The sequence below is a fragment of the Virgibacillus flavescens genome, assembly GCF_050574275.1.
GTDB lineage: Bacteria > Bacillota > Bacilli > Bacillales > Amphibacillaceae > Virgibacillus_F > Virgibacillus_F flavescens.
Genome location: NZ_CP192260.1, coordinates 1,496,093 through 1,516,420 on the forward strand (window position 1 = coordinate 1,496,093; position 20,328 = coordinate 1,516,420).

17 protein-coding genes are annotated in these 20,328 nt (G+C 42.5%); 15 read left to right on the forward strand and 2 right to left on the reverse strand.

The window, feature by feature from the left end; all coding sequences use genetic code 11:
- Position 1 precedes the first annotated feature (1 nt).
- The 12 genes from VBD025_RS07115 (at position 2) to VBD025_RS07170 (ending at position 14,845) form a co-directional block, all read left to right on the forward strand.
- A complete protein-coding gene (locus tag VBD025_RS07115) occupies positions 2-757 on the forward strand; it encodes an SDR family oxidoreductase (RefSeq protein WP_430790684.1) in 756 nt (251 codons plus the stop codon).
- 224 nt (positions 758-981) lie between these two features.
- Positions 982-2,307 carry an ABC transporter substrate-binding protein gene (locus VBD025_RS07120; RefSeq protein WP_430790686.1) on the forward strand — a complete coding sequence of 442 codons (1,326 nt, stop codon included), beginning with the start codon at positions 982-984 and terminating at the stop codon, positions 2,305-2,307.
- Between the two features lie 39 nt (positions 2,308-2,346).
- A complete protein-coding gene (locus VBD025_RS07125; protein WP_430790688.1) occupies positions 2,347-3,669 on the forward strand; it encodes an ABC transporter substrate-binding protein in 1,323 nt (440 codons plus the stop codon).
- A 248-nt stretch (positions 3,670-3,917) separates the two neighbouring features.
- Positions 3,918-5,249, forward strand: coding sequence for a carbohydrate ABC transporter permease (locus tag VBD025_RS07130; protein WP_430790690.1), 1,332 nt, complete (start codon positions 3,918-3,920; stop codon positions 5,247-5,249).
- 12 nt (positions 5,250-5,261) lie between these two features.
- A complete protein-coding gene (locus VBD025_RS07135) occupies positions 5,262-6,083 on the forward strand; it encodes a carbohydrate ABC transporter permease (RefSeq protein WP_430790692.1) in 822 nt (273 codons plus the stop codon).
- A 130-nt stretch (positions 6,084-6,213) separates the two neighbouring features.
- Complete coding sequence (locus tag VBD025_RS07140) at positions 6,214-7,296, forward strand: Gfo/Idh/MocA family protein (protein WP_430790694.1); 1,083 nt, start codon at positions 6,214-6,216, stop codon at positions 7,294-7,296.
- Between the two features lie 729 nt (positions 7,297-8,025).
- A complete protein-coding gene (locus VBD025_RS07145; RefSeq protein ID WP_430790696.1) occupies positions 8,026-9,039 on the forward strand; it encodes a Gfo/Idh/MocA family protein in 1,014 nt (337 codons plus the stop codon).
- A 35-nt stretch (positions 9,040-9,074) separates the two neighbouring features.
- A complete protein-coding gene (locus tag VBD025_RS07150) occupies positions 9,075-9,836 on the forward strand; it encodes a sugar phosphate isomerase/epimerase family protein (RefSeq protein ID WP_430790698.1) in 762 nt (253 codons plus the stop codon).
- 13 nt (positions 9,837-9,849) lie between these two features.
- Positions 9,850-10,569, forward strand: a complete 720-nt coding sequence (locus tag VBD025_RS07155) for a ThuA domain-containing protein (protein ID WP_430790700.1) — start codon at positions 9,850-9,852, stop codon at positions 10,567-10,569.
- 50 nt (positions 10,570-10,619) lie between these two features.
- Entirely contained in the window at positions 10,620-11,660 is a 1,041-nt protein-coding gene (locus tag VBD025_RS07160) for a Gfo/Idh/MocA family protein (protein WP_430790702.1), read from the forward strand.
- A gap of 27 nt (positions 11,661-11,687) precedes the next feature.
- On the forward strand, positions 11,688-12,656 hold the full coding sequence (locus tag VBD025_RS07165) for a sugar phosphate isomerase/epimerase family protein (RefSeq protein WP_430790704.1): 969 nt from the start codon (positions 11,688-11,690) through the stop codon (positions 12,654-12,656).
- A 497-nt stretch (positions 12,657-13,153) separates the two neighbouring features.
- Entirely contained in the window at positions 13,154-14,845 is a 1,692-nt protein-coding gene (locus VBD025_RS07170; protein ID WP_430790706.1) for a peptide ABC transporter substrate-binding protein, read from the forward strand.
- A gap of 68 nt (positions 14,846-14,913) precedes the next feature.
- Here VBD025_RS07170 and VBD025_RS07175 read toward each other — a convergent pair whose 3' ends face one another.
- Both VBD025_RS07175 and VBD025_RS07180 read right to left on the reverse strand, forming a co-directional pair.
- Entirely contained in the window at positions 14,914-15,447 is a 534-nt protein-coding gene (locus VBD025_RS07175; RefSeq protein ID WP_430790708.1) for a transcription repressor NadR, read from the reverse strand.
- A gap of 1 nt (position 15,448) precedes the next feature.
- Positions 15,449-16,594, reverse strand: coding sequence for an IscS subfamily cysteine desulfurase (locus tag VBD025_RS07180; RefSeq protein WP_430790710.1), 1,146 nt, complete (start codon positions 16,592-16,594; stop codon positions 15,449-15,451).
- Between the two features lie 112 nt (positions 16,595-16,706).
- Between VBD025_RS07180 and nadB the strand changes: the two genes are divergently transcribed.
- The 3 genes from nadB to nadA are packed head-to-tail and all read left to right on the forward strand — an operon-like array spanning position 16,707 to position 20,196.
- Positions 16,707-18,233, forward strand: coding sequence for an L-aspartate oxidase (nadB, locus tag VBD025_RS07185; RefSeq protein ID WP_430790712.1), 1,527 nt, complete (start codon positions 16,707-16,709; stop codon positions 18,231-18,233).
- A gap of 11 nt (positions 18,234-18,244) precedes the next feature.
- Entirely contained in the window at positions 18,245-19,090 is an 846-nt protein-coding gene (gene nadC / locus VBD025_RS07190) for a carboxylating nicotinate-nucleotide diphosphorylase (RefSeq protein WP_430790714.1), read from the forward strand.
- Complete coding sequence (gene nadA / locus VBD025_RS07195) at positions 19,087-20,196, forward strand: quinolinate synthase NadA (RefSeq protein ID WP_430790716.1); 1,110 nt, start codon at positions 19,087-19,089, stop codon at positions 20,194-20,196. The genes nadC and nadA overlap by 4 nt, the downstream gene beginning before the upstream one ends.
- Positions 20,197-20,328 lie beyond the last annotated feature (132 nt).

Consider the following 20,328-nt stretch of genomic DNA (forward strand, 5'->3'; position numbering starts at 1 on the left):
GGTGATGCAGATGCAGGAAAAAATTGCAGTTGTAACGGGAGTCAGTCATGCGTATGGGATTGGCGCAGCTGCGTGTCGGAGGCTTGCTGCTGATGGTTGTGCCGTATTTTTCACATACTGGGAAGCAGACACTGGTTGGGCCGATCTTTTTCAAAAGGAAATGCTTGAGACAGGTGTTCGCTGTGCAAGTATCGAGTTGGATTTAGCTGAATCGGATGCACCGACGAAATTATTAAACGCAGTGGAAGCAAGGTTAGGTTTACCGTCAATTCTGGTGAATAATGCTGCCTTTTCGACGAGGGATGGCTACAAGAAGCTTGACGCTACTATGCTTGATAATCATTATGCAGTGAACATACGCGCTACCTTTTTGCTTAGTGTGGAATTCGCACGACGTTTTGAGCAGGCAGAAGGATCATCGGGGCGAATTATTAATATGACGTCCGGGCAGGCGCTTGGACCGATGCTTGAAGAATTAGCGTATGGTGCAACAAAAGCTGCTATTTCAGGATTCACCTTATCCTTATCGGCTGAAGTGGCACCGATTGGTATTACAGTAAATGCAGTAAACCCAGGACCGACCGACACAGGCTGGATGACGGAAGATTTGCATGAGGAGTTATCTGCGAAATTCAGGATGGGCCGGTCAGGTAAACCGGATGATGCTGCTCGATTAATCTCCTTTCTGGCAAGTGAAGAAGCGGAATGGATTACCGGCCAGGTCATTAATTCTGAAGGCGGATTTTTAAGAAATTAAGAGATCCCTAAAATAAAGACCAAACGTAAGCACAACGTACGCTTGGTCTTTATTTTGGTAAAAATTAGGAGAAAGTACCAGGTACCAGAATTTTAAAAATTATTATTGACATGGGATTTACTTATTGTATAATTAAGTCGAGATGTAATCGATTTCATTTTTTTGAAAATTGTATTATTCATTTTCGGAAAACAGTGGGGTCAAAACTATAAGGGGGAGTTAAATTGAAGATTTGGAAACATGGATTAATTAGTCTGTTCTTTATTGCATTAGTAGTTTTTTTAGCAGCATGTAACTCAGATTCATCTGAACCAAAAGAAGAGTCGGACAAGTCAAATGATGATACAACGACAGAAGAAGCAGGTGCAGAAGAGGAAGAAGTAACAATTGTATATGCACGTGGTGTTGATACAACTGGTGCCAATGAAAAGCTGGTTGCAGCTTTTGAAGAAGCGCATCCAAACATTAATGTAGAATATCGTGAAATGCCTGCAGATACAGGGGCGCAGCATGACCAATATGTAACCGCTTTCAGTGCACAAAGCGCTGAAATTGATGTTTTTGACGCTGACGTTATCTGGCCTGCTGAGTTTGCTCAAGCAGACTATGCACTAGAGCTTGATCGTTTTATCGAAAAAGACGGCATTGATATGAATAATTACTTTGAAGGTACTGTTGCTTCAGGTAAATTTAACGGAAAGCAATGGGCAATGCCTAAATTTACGGATGCTGGTGTATTGTACTACCGCTCCGATATCGTTGATACACCTCCAGCTACATGGGATGAATTAATCGAACAAGCAAACAGCCTGAAAGGTGAAGCTGGAACAGAATTTGGATACTTAATGCAAGCAGCACAATATGAAGGATTGGTTTGTAACGCTATCGAGTTCATCGCATCTTATGGTGGACAAATTATCGATGAGAACAATGAAGTAGTAGCAAACAGTCCGGAAACAATTAAAGCGATTGAAAAAATGCAAGAAATTGTAGGATCTGAATTTGTACCTGACAATATCTTAAACTTTATGGAAACAGAAACGGAAAATGCATTTATCGAAGGGAAATCAGTATTTGCACGTAACTGGCCTTACATGCAGGCGTCTGCTGCTGATGAGTCTCGTTCAAAAGTTGTTGGTAATGTAGAAATCACTACACTACCTAAAGGTGATGCTGGAAGTGCTTCAACGCTAGGTGGATGGATGACGATGATCAACCGTTATTCTGAGCATCCTGAAGCATCATGGGAATTCGTTAAATTCATGACTGGTGCTGAAGGTCAGAAAATCACTGCAACACAGGGTGGATCTGCGCCAACGCTTAAATCATTATACGAAGATGCAGAAGTAAAAGAAGCTAGTCCATTATTTGCAAATCCAGAGTTCGTTAAAGTATTGGAAAGTGCTGTATCTCGTCCAGTAACGCCAATCTACCCAGAAATCTCTGATATCCTGCAAATCGAACTTTCAAAAGCTTTAGCTGGCGAGCAAACTGCTGAAGAAGCTGCAAAGAACATGCAAACTAAGATGGAAGAAGCGGTAAACGGATAAGTCAAATACTATACTTACAGACCCCTAGGAGGAACTGATTTGAAGTTTTGGAAAAAAGGATTTGGTGTTCTGTGGATTGCGGTGCTGGTTCTAATACTGGCGGCTTGCAGCAATTCTGGAGGTAATGATGAATCGAAAGATGCTGCAACTGACGATTCATCCTCTGAAGCAGAGAAATCATCTGATGAAGAAGTTACTATTGTATATGCACGTAACGTTGATACTACAGGTGCGATTGATCTTGTGATTGAAGCATTTGAGAAAAAATTCCCGAATATAAATGTGAAATTTCGAGAGATGCCAGCAGACACTGGACAGACGCACGATCAATATGTAACTGCTCTTAGTTCACAAAGCGCAGAGATTGACGTGTTTAACGCCGATGTTATTTGGCCAGCAGAGTTTGCTCAAGCAGACTATGCGCTGGAGCTGGATCGTTTTATTGAAAAAGATAACATTGATATGGAAGCATACTTTCCTGGTACAGTATCTTCAGGAACTTTTAATGGTAAACAATGGGCGATGCCTAACTATACAGACGCCGGAGTTCTTTTTTACAGATCAGATATTGTGGAAGAACCTCCAAAAACATGGGATGAGTTAATTGAAATGGCAAGCAGTCTGCAAGGTGAGAAGGGAACTGAATTTGGTTACCTGATGCAGGCTGCACAGTACGAAGGTTTGGTTTGTAACGCGATTGAGTACATCGCTGCATATGGCGGGGGGATTATCGATGAGAACAACAAACCAGTAGCAAACAGTCCGGAAACGATTAAAGCAATTAAGAAAATGAAAGAAGTCGTAAATTCGGAGTTTGTCCCTGACAATATTTTGAACTTTAAAGAAACGGAAACAGAAAATGCTTTTATTGAAGGGAAATCGGTATTCGCCAGGAACTGGCCATACCTGCAGGCATCTGCAGCAGATGAGTCCCGTTCCAAGGTTGTTGGTAATGTAAAAATCACTACACTTCCAGCCGGTGATTCAGGCAGTGCTTCAGCATTAGGTGGATGGATGACGATGATTAACCGTTATTCTGAGCATCCTGAAGCTGCATGGGAGTTCGTGAAGTTTATGACGGGCCCTGAGGGACAAAAAATTACAGCAATTCATGGTGGCCGTGCACCTACAATCAAATCTTTATACGATGATCCAGAAGTAAAAGAAGCGAGTGAATTATTTGCTAACCCAGAGTTTAAAAAGGTTTTGGAGAGTGCTGTACCTCGTCCAGTAACACCAATTTACCCAGAGATCTCTGATATTTTGCAAATTGAACTCTCCAAAGCTTTAGCAGGTGAACAAACTGCCGAGGAAGCTGCAGAAAAAATGCAGTCAAAAATGGTAGAAGCTTTAGCAAAATAAAACCAAGATGATAAGAAAATAAGGCAAGATGGGAAAAAATCCTCATCTTGCCTTTTCTCTCAAAATGGTAGTACAAAGTTTTGATTTTTGTCTGTCTAGCTCCAGCGCCTAGCCCCTCGAGGATTTAAGTCAAATCTCTTTGTGATACAAACCATCACTAAGAGATTCGTCTTAAACTTGTCGGGTCTGAACAAGGCGCTTGCGCTTTTCTATACATATTACTAATTTTACAGGTGAGGAGGGCAATCATGGGTAATAAGAAGAAACGAAATTTCCAGCTGAACGAAAAACAGCTTGGTTATGCAATGGTTATACCTTCATTGATTCTAGTATTCGTCGTCATTCTATGGCCGGTTGCTCAGTCATTTTGGAACAGTTTGTTTGATTACAGACTAAATGACCCGGCACGTTCTGAAAGATTACTAGAGGCTAATATGGATCTTGAAAGCTATCTTGATAACTATTTTTATATTGAAAATCAACTGGAAGATTTAAAGAGTGCTTCGGATGATGGTGAAGTAAAGGAAACAGTTACTGCGATTGAAGAAGGAGTAACGGACTATCATAGTGAACTGCTCAGTGAGGACGGTGTTCAGGAAAAAGCAGATAAAATAAATGAAATGCTGCTGGCGTATGAACCTGTCTTAAAAAGTGAGTTAAAGTACCAGGAGATCGAAAATGAATTTGCAGTAGCGTATCGAGCTGCTCTTGATGCCTATCAGAAAGATTTAACACAAATCGCAGAATCGATTGACGATAAAGCGTTAAGTGAGCAATTCAAGCAGACGGCAGGGTTACTTGGTTCTACAAGTGACACGATATTAAAATCCAATTTTGTTGGGCTGGATAATTACATTAATTATTTTCAGGATCAGCGAATGTGGAGGTCACTTTGGAATACAACGTATTTCACCATTATTTCGGTAGCGTTTGAATTAGTATTTGGTCTGGCGATTGCACTGCTCATTAACCGTGCATTTAAAGGCCGAGGAATCATCCGGGCGTCCGTCTTAATTCCATGGGCAATCCCTACCGCAGTTGCTGCAATGATGTGGGGCTTTCTGTATGACGGACAATCTGGTATTGTCGCCCACTATTTAGAGGTGCTGCATATTATACCGGATGCTTCGTGGCTTTTGTCCACGGCAGACGGAGGAATGTTCTCGGTTATTTTAGCAGATATCTGGAAAACAACGCCGTACATGGCATTGCTGCTTTTGGCAGGTCTGCAAACTATTCCAGCGTCATTGTATGAGGCATCTGACGTTGATGGTGCAAATAAAATACAGCAATTCTGGAGTATTACATTACCGTTGCTGAAGTCGGCTATTCTGGTTGCGTTATTGTTCCGAACACTTGACGCTTTTCGTGTGTTCGACCTGATTTACGTATTAACTGGTGGTGGACCAGCCAACGCAACAGAATCTATCTCGATTTACGCGTATAAAACATTATTCGCTCAACAGAACTTCGGTGAAGGTTCAACACTGTCTGTTATCGTATTTTTATGTGTTGCCGTGATTAGTTTTATCTATGTAAAACTGATCGGCTCGGAGTTATTTGCAGGGCGTTCGAAATAAGGGGGGTATGAAATGAATAAGCGCGCAGGATTTGGATTTTACATCTTTTTAATTATCTTTGTTTTTCTTGTTATGTTTCCGTTTATCTGGGTGTTCTTAACATCAATCAAGCCTCCGGGTGAGATATTTTCATCGTTTAAATGGTTTACGACTAGCCCGTCATTTGATTCGTATACCGCTGCGATAACCAATCGGCCGTTGCTTCGGTATATGCTGAACAGTTTCGTTGTGGCATCGTTAACAACCGTCTTATCGTTAATGTTTGCAGCTTTTACCGCGTATGCGGTTACAAGACTTCCAATTAAGGGGAAAGGTCTTATACTGGGAATCGTTCTTGCTTCATCCATGTTTCCACAGATTGCGATTATCTCGCCTATGTTTAATCTGATAACAAGTCTTGATCTTCGTAACAGCTTTCTTGGTCTCGTGATTCCGTATATAACAATCAGTTTGCCACTATCCATCTGGATATTGTCAACGTTCTTTCAAAAGATCCCGTTTGAGCTTGAAGAATCTGCTAAGCTTGACGGTGCAAGCCCGTTTCAAACGTTCCGAAAAATTATTCTGCCACTCGCAGCACCTGGGATTTTTACCACAGGTATATTAGTATTTATTGCTGCCTGGAATGAATATTTGTTTGCATTAACGATAAACACCGCTGATCAATGGCGCACCGTGCCGGTCGGGATCTCGCTTTATCAAAGTCAGTACTCGATTCCATGGGGAGATATTTCAGCAGCAACCGTTATCGTAACAATTCCAATTGTTATTCTGGTTCTGTTATTCCAAAAACGGATTGTTTCTGGTCTAACTTCAGGTTCAGTTAAGGAATAGTACATGTAATTTCGAAGCAGGTAAGAAAGGATAAATCCTTTCATACTGCATAAGTGCAGCTTAGGCTTTCGCCATTAAGGCTTGGCGATAAGCCAAGTTTTCTAAATTATTTTAAAGGATGGATATAAAGATGAAAAAATTAAACGTAGCAATTATTGGTTGTGGAGGGATTGCGAACGGAAAGCACCTTCCAAGTTTGAAAAAAGTTGAGCAGGTTGAACTTGTCGCGTTCTGTGATATCGATGAGCAAAAAGCCGAAGTGGCAAAAGAAGAATATGGTTCTAAAGGTGCGAAGGTTTACAGCGATTATAAAGAATTGCTGAAAGATGAATCGATTGATGTGGTCCATGTGTGTACACCGAATATTTCCCATGCGGAAATCTCGATAGCTGCTATGCGTGCAGACAAACATGTCATGTGCGAGAAGCCGATGGCAAAAACTTCTGAGGAAGCTGAACAAATGATAGCTGCAGCAGAAGAAACTGGTAAAAAACTGACGATCGGCTATAACAATCGATTCAGACCGGATAGCCAGTATTTGCGTAAGGCTTGCCAGCGTGGCGATTTAGGCGAAGTATACTTTGCCAAAGCTCATGCGATTCGTCGCCGTGCCGTTCCAACCTGGGGAGTATTTTTAGACGAAGAGAAGCAGGGTGGTGGACCGCTGATTGATATTGGTACACACGCACTCGATTTAACGTTATGGATGATGGACAATTATAAGCCAAAATCTGTTATGGGTTCGACGTTCCATAAACTTGGCAAACATAAGGATGCCGCTAATGCGTGGGGCCCGTGGGATCCGGATAAGTTTAATGTTGAGGATTCAGCATTTGGATTTATTACGATGGAAAATGGAGCAACAATCGTATTGGAATCAAGCTGGGCGCTTAACTCACTGGAAGTTGACGAAGCTAAATGCTCGCTGAGTGGAACTGCTGGTGGTGCAGATATGAAAGACGGCTTGCGGATTAACGGTGAAGAGTTTGGTAAGCTTTATACAACCAATGTTGAGCTGGATAATAGTGGCGTTGCGTTTTACGATGGGGAATCAGAAAGTGATGCAGACCTTGAAGCAAGACTATGGATTGAAAGCTTGCTGAACGATACGGATGCAACGGTTAAACCACGGGAAGCACTGGTTGTCACCCAAATTCTGGAAGCTATTTATGAATCAGCTAAAACAGGCAAAGCAGTTTACTTTGACAGGTAAGAAAGCATAAGTATTAGTTCTTGTAGACTTGAAATATGTTACTTGACACGAAATACAAATACGTCTATTTCTAACACATGCTATTAATTACTTCTGTCGTATTTGATGGATACTGCGACTCTGGCCACTGAAAAAGGTAAATGGAATACGAATTAAGTGGATCTGCGATCGCATCATCGAATTTCACTTCGCGCACCTTAGGGCACGGCTTCAGCTTCCTCGGATAAGCAAAGAGCGCTTTCCTGCGGGATCTTCAGCTCGCGCTGTTCCCGCAGGAGTCTTGTGAATTCGATGATGCTGGGTTAAGGTGCTAAAGTCAAGATTTTTAAAATCCACCACTTTTTCAGTGGCTACTTCGCTTTCACAATTGAGTCGCCGCATTTTTCCGCTGCTGTGGTGAACGATAGAAATCATTTTTATGGATTAGCACACGAACTTTCCACAATTATTGCGGTTGTTTGGAGCGGAGGACCATTGACTCCTGCGGGAACAGCACGAGTCTGAAGGCCCCGCAGAGTGCTCTTCTCGAGGAGACTGAAGCCGTGCCCGCGGAAAGCAATGGTCCGCAGTGGAAAACAACCAGCTGTTATGTCGAAGTACATAGACCGTTTCATCTACCAAAATTGAGTTTTAAGCATAAAGGTTTAGAGCAAATGCCGGTATAAGAAAAACTTTGGAATTCGCCATTAAAGACTAGGCGATTGCTGAGTTTTTCTAAACTAATTAGAGGTGATTACTATTTTAAACGTTGCATTGTTAAGCAGATGGCATGTTCATGCAGATGATTATGCCCGTGAAGTGCTGGGAAATGAAAAATTAGCTATTTCGTTCGTATGGGACGAAGATAAAGCGCGAGGCGAAAAGTGGGCGGAGGAACTTGGGGTTCCATTTGAGAAAGACCTGGACACTGCGCTCAAAAGTCCTGAAATTGATGCTGTAATAGTAAGTACGCCGACGAACCTGCATAAAAAGGTGATTTTGGCTGCAGCACATAATAAAAAACATGTTTTTACCGAAAAAGTATTAGCGTTCTCTGCTGAGGATTGTGAAGAAATCTACCAGGCTATGAAGCAGAATGATGTGGAACTGATGGTTTCGCTGCCAAGGCTTGTCGAACAGGAATTTTTGCAGGCGCAGAAGGTTCTGGAGGAAGGTTTACTCGGAACATTAACGATGATCCGATGCCGCTTAGCGCATAATGGCGCAGTAATTCCGGCTGGTGAGTCAGAAGGATGGCTGCCTGCCCGCTTCTTTAATAAAGAAGAAACTGGTGGAGGCTCGTTAATTGATCTCGGGGCACACCCGATTTATTTAACGAATCGCTTGGCAGGAAAGGCAGAAGCAGTAACCGCACGATTAAGAATGGATGAAGGAAAAGGAGTCGATCAGAGCGCTGCAGTGATTGTGGATTATGCGTCTGGAGCACTTGGGATAATTGAAACAGGATTTATGTCCTATGGAAGCCCGTTTCAATTGGAGTTATACGGCACAGAAGGTACCTTAATGTGTAAAGATGGAGACATCCAGCTGAAAAGTATCCACCGTGGTGACGGAAGCTGGGTAACGCTTGCGGAAGAAAAATCAGTGCCTATGCCGATGGAACAATGGGTTGGGAAGATAGTTAATGGAAAAGAACCATCGATTACGAAAGAAGATGTCATGAATTTAACAATCATAAATGAAGCCGCTGCATTATCGCATCAGAATGGTCAGACTACTCAGGTCGGGAAAATTAAAGCGTAAATTTTTTTCATTAACCAAACGAGGGAGAATGATTTATGGGAAATGTTGGACTACAGTTGTATTCTGTTCGGGAGGCAGCGGCACAAAATTTTCTTGGAACTGTGCGCAACGTTGCGGATATCGGCTATGATGCTGTGCAATTTGCAGGATTTTTTGAAACACCTGCAAGTCAGGTGAAACAAGTATTAGACGAAAAGCAGCTTCGCGTGGCCGGAAGCCATACTGCAATTGATGTACTGCACGGTGACAAATTGAAGGAAACGATCGCGTATAATCAGGAAATTGATAATAAGCTGATTATCTGTCCGTACCTTCCTGAGAATAAACGGGATTCTGAGGACAGTTATAAACGAACTGCAGAAGAATTGAACAGAATCGGACAGGTTTGTCAGGAACATGGCATGACGTTTGGTTACCACAATCATGATTTTGAGTTTGACGCGCTTAATGAAACCACTGGATTTGATTTGATTTTTGAAAATACCGATCCGGAATTTGTTAAAATAGAACTGGATTGTTTCTGGGCGATTTATGCTGGTCACAATCCGGGAAAGATTATCGAAAAATATGAGAATCGCGTAGTTTCCTTACATATAAAGGACATGGTTGAAGTGGAGGGTAAAAGACGAAGCACTGAAATTGGGTTCGGCAAGCTTAATATGAAAGAATTTCTGAAGGTCGCGAAGAGCAGCTTTGTGGATTGGTTAGTCGTGGAGCAGGAAGACTTTGACCAGGATCCGATGGAGAGCGCGAAAATCAATCGGGATAACTTACATGCGTTACTAAATTTGAAGTAGGAGTGATGGCAAAATGAACGTAACAATCTGGAATGAAAATAGACACGAAAAGAAAAACCCTGTAGTTGCAGACATTTATCCGACAGGGATTCACGGAACAATTGAAGAATTTTTAAAAGAAGAAGGTCATGAAACACGTACGGCAACGCTGGACGAAGCAGAGCATGGCTTAACACAGGAAGTACTCGATAACACAGATGTACTGCTTTGGTGGGGCCACATTGCACACGAAGAAGTATCAGAGGAAGTTGCGGAGCTTGTGAAGGAACGTGTCCTGGATGGTATGGGACTTGTAGTACTGCACTCTGCTCACTTTTCAAAGGTATTTAAGAAGCTCATGGGTACAGGCTGTGATTTGAAGTGGCGTGAAGCGGATGAAAAAGAGCGTCTGTGGGTTGTGGATCCAAGTCATCCGATTACCGAAGGCATCGGGCAGTACATCGAGCTTGAAAAAGAAGAAATGTACGGCGAGCATTTTGATATTCCAGCACCAGATCAATTGGTGTTTGTCAGCTGGTTTGAAGGTGGCGAGGTATTCCGAAGCGGTGCTACATTCTCGAGGGGCAGAGGGAAAATCTTTTATTTCCGCCCAGGACATGAAACATATCCAACCTATCACAATAAGGAAATTCAGCAGGTTATTAAAAATGGTGTGAAATGGGCAAAAAATACAAACACATCCAAACATCAATACGGAAACGCTAAAGCCCTAGAAGAAATCAAACAGAAATAAAAAATGGGAAAAACTGGAGAAAGTACCAGGTACCGCAAGGAGGTTTTACAATGGTGAAATTGCGAATGGGGATTGTTGGTGCTGGTGGGATTGCACAGGACAGACATATCCCGGCTTATTTAGAGCTGCAGGATAAAGTGGAGATTGTGGCGCTGCAGGATTTAAATGTGGAGCGAGCGCAGGAAGCTGCGAATCGGTTTGGTATTTCGCAGGTTTTCCAGGAGTATACGGAACTGTTTGAAGTTGTTGACGCGGTAACAATCTGTACGCCGAATAAGTTTCATGCTGAGATTGCCGTTCAGGCATTGGAAGCTGGTGTCCACGTTTTATGTGAGAAGCCAATGGCAATCACTACGCAAGATTGCGAGGAAATGATTGCAGCGTCACAAAAGACGAATACGCAATTATCTATTGCTTATCATTATCGTCATACTCAGGAAGCGCGTGTTGCGAAACAGGCAATATTAAATGGGGAAATTGGCGACCCATTAGTAACGCGTGTTCAGGCTATGCGACGTCGCAAAGTACCAGGCTGGGGAGTCTTTACCAATAAGGACTTACAAGGTGGAGGCAGCTTAATTGACTGGGGCTGTCACTTTCTTGACTTAGCTATCTGGCTCCTTGGTGATCCAAAACCAGTCGAGGTAATGGGTACGACGTATAATCGATTGAGTAAAACGCCTAATCAGTTAAACGAATGGGGTACGTTCAATCATGAAACGTTTGACGTAGATGATCATGTAACGGGTTATATTACGTTTGAAAACGGGGTCTCCCTCATGCTTGAATGTTCGTGGGCCGCTAATATCAAGGAAGATACGACAAACTTAAGTATTTCAGGCGTAGATGGTGGACTGAATGTTTATCCGTTTGAACTCTATCAGGCTAAATACGGAACATTCTTTAGTGGAGAGGCAAAGTTTTCCGCGAAAGAAGATAATGCCGGCTTGCTGCAGGCAGAAAATTTTGTTTCCAGCTGTTTGGGTGAAGCGGAGTTAATCGTTAAGCCAGAACAGGCGCTGCAGGTAACTAAATTAATGGAAGCAATTTATACGAGCAGTGAAACAGGAAGAAGTGTTAGGTTAGACTAAAAAGTATAAAGGATGTAGGTGGTACATATGAAATTAGGTGTGTTTTCCGTATTATTTTCAGGTATGTCGTTTGAAGAAATGCTAGACCATGCAAAAGCTTCAGGTTTGCAGGCAGTCGAAATTGGAACAGGTGGGTACCCAGGAACTGCACATTGTAATATAGATGAGCTGCTGGAAAGCGAAGAAAAACGTACCGAGTATTTGAAAAAGGTTCACTCTCGTGGGCTGACGATCAGCGCATTTAGCTGTCACGGCAATCCAATATCGCCGGATAAACAGTTTGCTGCCGAGTCACATGAGGCGTTTGTGAAATCTGTAAAACTAGCAAAATTGATGGATGTTCCAGTAGTCAATACGTTCTCTGGAACTCCTGGTGACCATGAGGAAGCAAAATATCCAAACTGGCCGGTAACGCCATGGCCAGCGGAGTACTCGGATATTTTAAATTGGCAATGGGAACAAAAGCTGATTCCTTATTGGAAGGAACAAGGTCAGTTTGCCAAGGATCATAATGTGAAGGTCGGACTAGAGCTTCATGCAGGATTCCTTGTGCATACACCGTATACGATGCTGAAACTGCGCGAGGCAACGTGTGACGCAATAGGTGCAAACCTTGACCCAAGCCATTTATGGTGGCAGGGTATTGATCCAGTCGCAGCAATTAAAATTTTAGGAAAAGAAAATGCAATTCACCATTTCCATGCGAAGGATACGTATATCGATCAGGAAAATGTGAATATGTATGGCTTGACCGACATGCAGCCATACGGTGAAGTACAAACGCGCGCATGGAGTTTTCGTTCCGTCGGATATGGTCACGGTATCCAGGAATGGTCAAATATAATAAGCGCTTTGCGTACATTTGGGTATGACTATGTAGTAAGTATTGAACATGAAGACCCGATTATGTCGATTGACGAAGGGTTCAGCAAAGCAGTCGCTAACTTGAAAAGTGTTAATATAGCAGAGAAACCCGCTGAAATGTGGTGGGCTTAGGTTAGATAGTTAATGATAGTATAATCCGAACGAATCCTGTGATTTCGTTCGGATTATTTAAATTCATCTGCTGTGAAGCATCACTCCGTCAAAATACGTTCTCGCGCGCTAGTGCAAGGATTCAGTTCTTTAGAAAGCAAAGACCATTTCCCCCGGAATCCTCAGCGCATTGATACCGCAAGTCTGAGTGCAAATTAAAATTATCTCATAATGTTCGTCTTTGTTTTGATTCACTTCAGTTTTATCCTACTCTCCATACAATATGTTTCTATTAAGTATCTTTATTTAGGAAAAATATGTAAAATTTTTTTAATATTTCACTAGCAGATTAAATCATCTTCTAAGTCATGGGGGACCTGCATTCTGTGTTGATTAATTTTTTGTTGAATTATGTAAATTTGGATAATTCAACAAAATGCGCTATACAAAATTATCAGAATAATGGTATAGTAATCATTGTAGTTTTAAATCAGAAAAAAATAAAAGGGGGATTGGCCATGAAGTTGACAAAGATTTCATTGCTTTTAGCATTAGGTTTATTGCTAAGTATTTTCATGGTGGCATGCTCAGGTGATGAGGGCGGCGACGAAACTGGTTCTGAGGGGTCAGAAGGAGAAGATACGGCTGCAGAAGAAGGCGGAGAGGTAAAGCAGGTGCTGAATTTAATAGAAGGTGATGTTATTCCTTCTATGGATCCACAACTGTCTACTGATGCACTCGCAGCAGTTTATATCGCCGATACAATGGAAGGTCTGTACCGTAAGAAAGACGGCGAGATGACTCCAGGTATTGCAACTGATCATAAAGTTAGTGAAGATGGATTAACGTGGACATTTACATTGCGTGAAGATGCAAAATGGGCGAATGGAGATCCTGTAACAGCGCATGACTTTGTTTATGCTTGGCAGCGTGGAGTGGATCCTGACGTTGGGTCTGCATATGGTCCTTATATGATGGGCGGCGTAGTCAAAAATGCTACAAAAGTAAATGAAGGTGAATTGCCTGTTGAAGATCTAGGAGTGAAGGCTGATGGAGATTACACGTTTGTTGTGAATCTTGAAAAGCCGACACCGTATTTCCTTGAACTTGCAGCATTCTCAACTTTCTTTCCGGTAAATAAAAAATTTGCTGAAGAACATGGTGACAAATTCTCTACTAGTTCCGAAACATTATTATCAAATGGTCCGTTCAAGCTTGAAAATTGGAAGAGTACTTCACAGGAATGGTCTATGGTGAAAAATCCTGATTATTGGGATGCTGAATCTGTGACACTAGAGGAAATAAATTTTGATGTAGTAAAAGACCCTCAAGTAGGGGTGGATTTGTATGAAAAAGGTCAAGTGGATCGTGCAGGACTATCTGCAGATATTGTTGATCAATACGCATCACACGATGATTTTAAAGTAACACCTGAATCATCACTTTTCTGGCTGAAGTTTAACCAGACTACTTCCGACGCACTTGCGAACGTAAACATTCGTAAAGCAATTAGTAAGTCATTTAACAAAGAAGCATTAGTTGATGAAGTATTAAACGATGGATCCGTTGCTGCAACCGGATTTATTCCAGAAGAATTCGCTGCACATCCGGAAACTGAAAAAGATTTCCGTGAAATTAATGGCGACTTAGTAACTTTTGATGCAGAAGAAGCGAAAGAACTATGGGAAAAAGGGTTAGAAGAAATCGGAAAATCAAAAGTTACAATTGAGTTCCTCGGTCAAGATGGATCGACATCCAAACTAATGAACGAATACTTGGCTAGCCAAATGGAAGAGAATCTACCTGGTTTAACAGTTGAGTTGAAGCAAGTTCCGTTTGAGCAAAAGCTAGAACTTGATTCAACGATGGATTATCAAATCCAGTTTTCTGGCTGGCTCCCTGATTACCAGGATCCAAATACATGGTTAAATCTATGGGTAACAGATGGCGGAAATAACAAAATGGGGTATTCTAACCCTGAGTATGATAAGTTGATCAAAGACGCTAACGAAAAATATATCAAAGATCCAGTTAAGCGTTTTGAGGCATTCTTAGCTGCATCGAAAGTTCTGGCTGAAGATGCTGCAATCGCTCCAATTTACCAAAGCTCACGTGCTCAATTAATCTCACCTAAAATTCAAGGTGTTGTGTTAAACGCGACAAGCCCTGAATACGATTATAAGTGGGCATCGGTAGCACCAGCAGAATAGAAAACATTTTTAACAGGAGCACAGACCTCGTAAGGTCTGTGCTCCTGTTGTTTTTTTACTCAGGCATCCTATAATAATATGCCAGCAGTTTGCAGGGCCAGGCAGGCTGTTTCAATCTTTTCTTTTCTGTCTGCTTCCAAGGTATGCATATGGATTCCTTCTGTTAACGTGGATAGATATACTGCTTGGGTATCTTTGATTTTATTAATAAATTGTTCTACTTCATGGCGGTTGCTGATCATAAGCGAAGCAGTCAAGTCACCATAAACAGGATGCTCGACTGTAACATCCTTTACCGTAACACCGTGATCGACGATAATTGTTAGTTCTTCCTCTGTTTTTTCAGGGTTATGCCGGCACGCGATAATTTGTTGGTGTTCCAGCTCACCCGTTGGTTTATGTAAGTACATGTACCCTTGACTTGTCGCAATAATCGGCTCATTTTTTGCTTTTAAAATGGAGACATCCTGTACAATCACCTGTCTGCTGACATTCGCTTTCTCCGCGAATTCACTTCCGGTTATTGGACTGGATTCTTCCTTTAAGCTTTTTAAAATTAATTCCTGTCTCGCCGCAGATGAAAGCTTTGCACTGCTATCCATTCTAGTTCCTCCTTAGATGTGGAAATTTATCTGTTATTAATTCAAGTGTTTCCGCTGTTTTAGTCAACTCTTCTTCCGTTGTATGTCTGCCAAACGATAATCGTATAAATTGCTTCGACTCAGAGTCTGAACGTCCGAGGGCTTTCATCGTTCTTGAGGGATTTTGTTTTCCAACCTGACAGGCGCTACCTGTAGAAATGGCAATTCCGTAACGATTACACTCCAGCATTACATATTGACCCTCCATGCCTTCAATCCGTATGCCAAGTATATGTGGTAAATAATCAGTAGGATGACCCTCGACATGGACGGGCAACTGTAAATTTTTCAGTCTATCGATTAAAGCTATCCTCAATTGATCAATCCGCTTATATTCTTCTATTCTAACATCCGCTGCTAGTTTTGCAGAAGTAACAAAGGCTGCGATCCCTGGAACGTTAACTGTACCTGGCCGAAGTCCTTTTTCCTGACTCGTATTTGGAAAGGCAGCGGTCCATTTCACTTCCGGTCTAATATAGACCGCACCGACACCCTTTGGTCCGTAAAGCTTATGACTGGAAATCGAAAGACTATCAACCTTCGAATTATCTAGGTTAATGGGCAGTTTTCCAAACGTCTGCACGGTGTCGCAATGAAAAAGTACCTGGTACCGATGGAGCAAATCACCTATTGCGTCGATCGGCTGCACGGTTCCTATTTCGCCATTTCCATGATGAATCGAAGCCAGTATCGTCGTTTCCCGGATGGCACTTTTAAGATCATCCAGCCTGATTTGTCCATATTGATCAAGTGGTAAATACGTAACGCTATAGCCGGCTTTTTCCATTTGAGTAAAAAAATTATGAATAGAAGAATGCTCGGCAACAGTTGTAATCAGATGGTTACCCTTCGATTTGTTTGCCTCAATTAAAGCACTTAAAGCAAGGGTATTGGATTCAGAGCCACCGCTTGTAAAGTAAATACCACTTCGGCTGCAGTTCAACATTTCTGCCAGTTCATCCCGAGCGGATTCCAGCAGTTGAGAGGCACGTGACCCTTCGTCGTGCATACTGTTCGGATTTCCAAAAAAAGATGTGGATACTTTCGTAAAAATATCTAACGATTCCTTAGATATTGGCGTTGTAGCAGCATAATCCAAATAGATCATAGGAGCACTCCTCAAAATTATTGTAAAAAAACTCTTGTCAATAGTGTAAACTTGTGTAAATATAGGTGTCAAGACACATAAATATACATAATACAATTGAGGCGATCATTCAATGACTTTTAAGGATGTCATTATAATTGGAAGCGGCATTGCAGCCCTAACGGCTGCCAATAAATTAGCCATGGATAGAAATGTGATTATCTTCACAAAGTCGAATGTCACTGCAAGTAATTCTTTTCACGCCCAGGGTGGAATTGCTGCACCGATGCACCCTGATGATCACTGGAAAGATCATTTCCAGGATACCCAGTCAGCTGGTGGAATGCACAGTGATTTATCGAATTTGCACATCCTTATCCAGAAAAGCACCTCTCATTTGTACGATCTAATAACGAATGGATTGGAATTTGATAAGAATGAAAATGGTGAATGGAACCTCGGAAGAGAAGGTGGACATTTAAAACGGCGAATTCTCCATGCCGGTGGAGATGCCACAGGGAAGGCATTAATTACCTTCATGCTTCAGCAAGTTAGGAACAAGGTAACTATTGTAGAGAACGAAATGGTCGTTGATTTGATCGTTGCCCAGGATCGCTGCATTGGTGTAGAGGTGAAAAATACAAATGGACGTGTGTACAGTCATCATGCAAGTGCGGTAATTATGGCGACTGGCGGATGCGGTGAGCTATATGCGTACTCATCGAATGATGCAACAGCAACTGGCGACGGGATAGCGATGGCGTACCGCGCCGGCGTTCAATTAACAGATATGGAGTTTATTCAGTTTCACCCGACGCTGCTGTATAACGAGAAAAAAACGCTGGGGCTAGTGTCAGAAGCAGTTCGTGGGGAGGGTGCTTTTTTAGTAAATAGCGACGGGCACCTCATAATGGAAGGTGTTCATGAACTAAATGATCTTGCTCCACGTGATATCGTTGCCCGAACCATCTTACGCGATATACTTAGAGGGAAGCAGGTTTACTTGGACATATCGCCAGTGAAAAATTTTCAGCGTAGATTTCCGACCATCTATAAGTTGTGCAAGGAAAGTAGTATAGCGCTGAACGAAAACCTATTGCCAGTAGTACCCGGTGCACATTTTTTAATCGGTGGAATTAAAGCTGATCAGGACGGCCGAACTTCACTAAATGGACTGTACGCCGTCGGGGAAGCGGCGTGTACCGGTGTTCACGGAGCTAATCGAATTGCCAGTAATTCGCTGCTTGAAGGGATCGTGTTTGGCAACCTGACTGCACAAACTATACTGGCAGAGGAAACTAGGGCAGTAGACCCGAGTATGCGTATGGAGAAAGAGACGATGCGAATTACACTTCCGCTGAAGGATGAGATAAAGAGAAGAATGATGCGTGAAGTGGGGGTCATACGGAACAAAGAAGGGTTACTGAGGATGCAAAAATGGCTGGAGCAATATGATTTTTTACACGCTGATTTAACTATTCTATCAAACGAAGAGATCGAGATTGTCAATATGCTTACCACTGCATGGCTAATTACAACTTCAGCATTCATGCGAACGGAAAGCAGGGGTACGCATTTTCGGACGGATTATCCATTACCAAATGGAAGCAGGAGCCGGCAGGAAATAACACGGCAACGGGAAGTGAACGTGCCAGTATAGGAGATTAGAAGATGAATAAATTAAAATTACGCGCGATGCTGCAATCTTTTTTTATAGAAGATCTAGGGGATCAGGACTTAACCAGCAATGCTGTATTTCCGCCGGATCAATTCGGGAAAGGTGTGTTGGTTGCCAAAGCTGATGGGATTATTTCCGGTCTTGCAATTATTCGTGAAGGGTATCAGTTATTGGATGAGCGAGTACAGATAGAGTGTTTTTATAAAGATGGGGATCATGTGAAAAGTGGGGATATTATAGCGGAAGCAGCCGGTCCAGTCGTCGCGATCCTTGGAGGTGAGCGTGTCATCTTAAATCTTGTGCAGCGAATGAGTGGTATAGCAAGTATGACTCGGACGTGTGTAGAAGCATTAAATGATAGCTCGATTCAGCTTTGCGACACACGAAAAACGACACCTGGACTGCGGATGCTGGAAAAATATGCTGTTGTAGCTGGTGGTGGAAAAAATCACCGGTCAGGGCTTTATGATGGTGTCATGATCAAGGATAACCATATTTCTTTCTGTGGTTCTATAACAGAAGCGGTTGAAGCGGTTCGGGGGACGGTCGGTCATATGGTAAAAGTGGAAGTGGAGACGGAAACGAGAGAAGAAGTACTGGAAGCGGTTGAAGCAGGTGTGGATGTAATTATGTTCGACAACCGGAGTCCTGATGAGGTCCGGGAGTTCGTTCCACTTGTTCCGAAACATATTATTACCGAGGCATCGGGTGGGATCACGCTTAATAATCTGTCAGGGTACGCGGGGACTGGAGTAGATTGTATTTCGCTTGGTTTTATTACGCATTCCGTGAAGTCGCTTGATATTAGTTTACTAGTTAGTCAGGAGGAAGAAAAATGAGTTTACTGGATTTAATTCAAAACAGTGGCCAGCAGATGCTACCTGATCATTATAAAACAATGTCGACAGTTGAAATGGAATCCCGAGTGAGGCAAATTAAGGAAAAGTTAGGGGAGAAGGTATTTATCCCTGGTCACCATTACCAAAAAGATGAAGTCATTCAATTTGCAGATGTGACAGGTGATTCGCTTCAGCTGGCGCAGGTTTCCGCACAAAACTCGCAGGCAGCGTATATCGTTTTTTGTGGTGTTCACTTTATGGCTGAAACAGCAGATATCCTAACAGGTGATGATCAAACAGTGATTCTGCCGGATATGCGGGCAGGCTGTTCGATGGCAGATATGGCAAATATTGAGCAAACAGAACGAGGCTGGAAGGAAATGGAGAAGGTTTTTGGCGACACGATCATACCGTTGACGTATGTAAACTCCACCGCAGCGATTAAAAGCTTTGTTGGCCGGAATGAAGGAGCAACCGTGACATCGTCGAACGCGAAAAAAATGCTGGAATGGGCGTTTAAACAAAAGGAACGAATTTTATTTTTACCTGATCAGCATCTAGGGCGAAATACTGCGTTTGATCTAGGAGTACCTCTCGATGAGATGGCTGTCTGGGATCCAATCCTGGAAAGATTTGAGTATGACGGCGACTTGGATCAAGTACGCGTGATTTTGTGGAAAGGTCACTGCTCGGTTCATGAGAACTTTACCGTTGCAAACATCGAGGATATTCGGGCGACGGACGCGGAAGTGAATATTATCGTGCATCCGGAATGCAGTCGGGAAGTAGTAGCAAAATCGGATTTTGCAGGTTCCACTAAATATATTATTGAGACAATCACGAACGCTGATGCGGGGACGAAATGGGCGGTCGGAACGGAAATGAACCTCGTAAATCGGCTGACGAAGCAACATCCGGATAAGGAAGTATTCTCGTTAAATCCCCAAATGTGTCCATGTCTGACCATGAACCGGATCGACCTGCCGCATTTATTATGGACAATGGAATCAATTGAAAAGGGCGACATTATGAATCAGATAAAAGTTAAACCAGAAATAGCCGAATGGGCCGAAACCGCCCTCAAGCGCATGCTGGAGAGAGCATAAACCAAAAGAGGCAGCCGCTAGAGCCGCCTCTTTATTATGGGGAAAACTGGATAATGTACCAGGTACCGCCCGAATTTTGTCGAATGAAAAAGTAATTTTGATTTTTGCTGATTGCTGCAGCTTAGAATTATG

Excerpts from the sequence above, each read along its gene's own strand:
- VBD025_RS07170 (WP_430790706.1), top strand. The coding sequence starts at position 13,154 with ATGAAGTTGACAAAGATTTCATTGCTTTTAGCATTAGGTTTATTGCTA.
- VBD025_RS07130 (WP_430790690.1), top strand. The coding sequence starts at position 3,918 with ATGGGTAATAAGAAGAAACGAAATTTCCAGCTGAACGAAAAACAGCTT.
- nadC (WP_430790714.1), top strand. The coding sequence starts at position 18,245 with ATGAATAAATTAAAATTACGCGCGATGCTGCAATCTTTTTTTATAGAA.
- nadB (WP_430790712.1), top strand. The coding sequence starts at position 16,707 with ATGACTTTTAAGGATGTCATTATAATTGGAAGCGGCATTGCAGCCCTA.
- VBD025_RS07180 (WP_430790710.1), bottom strand. The coding sequence starts at position 16,594 with ATGATCTATTTGGATTATGCTGCTACAACGCCAATATCTAAGGAATCG.
- VBD025_RS07175 (WP_430790708.1), bottom strand. The coding sequence starts at position 15,447 with ATGGATAGCAGTGCAAAGCTTTCATCTGCGGCGAGACAGGAATTAATT.
- VBD025_RS07150 (WP_430790698.1), top strand. The coding sequence starts at position 9,075 with ATGGGAAATGTTGGACTACAGTTGTATTCTGTTCGGGAGGCAGCGGCA.
- nadA (WP_430790716.1), top strand. The coding sequence starts at position 19,087 with ATGAGTTTACTGGATTTAATTCAAAACAGTGGCCAGCAGATGCTACCT.
- VBD025_RS07165 (WP_430790704.1), top strand. The coding sequence starts at position 11,688 with ATGAAATTAGGTGTGTTTTCCGTATTATTTTCAGGTATGTCGTTTGAA.
- VBD025_RS07160 (WP_430790702.1), top strand. The coding sequence starts at position 10,620 with ATGGTGAAATTGCGAATGGGGATTGTTGGTGCTGGTGGGATTGCACAG.
- VBD025_RS07140 (WP_430790694.1), top strand. The coding sequence starts at position 6,214 with ATGAAAAAATTAAACGTAGCAATTATTGGTTGTGGAGGGATTGCGAAC.
- VBD025_RS07135 (WP_430790692.1), top strand. The coding sequence starts at position 5,262 with ATGAATAAGCGCGCAGGATTTGGATTTTACATCTTTTTAATTATCTTT.
- VBD025_RS07155 (WP_430790700.1), top strand. The coding sequence starts at position 9,850 with ATGAACGTAACAATCTGGAATGAAAATAGACACGAAAAGAAAAACCCT.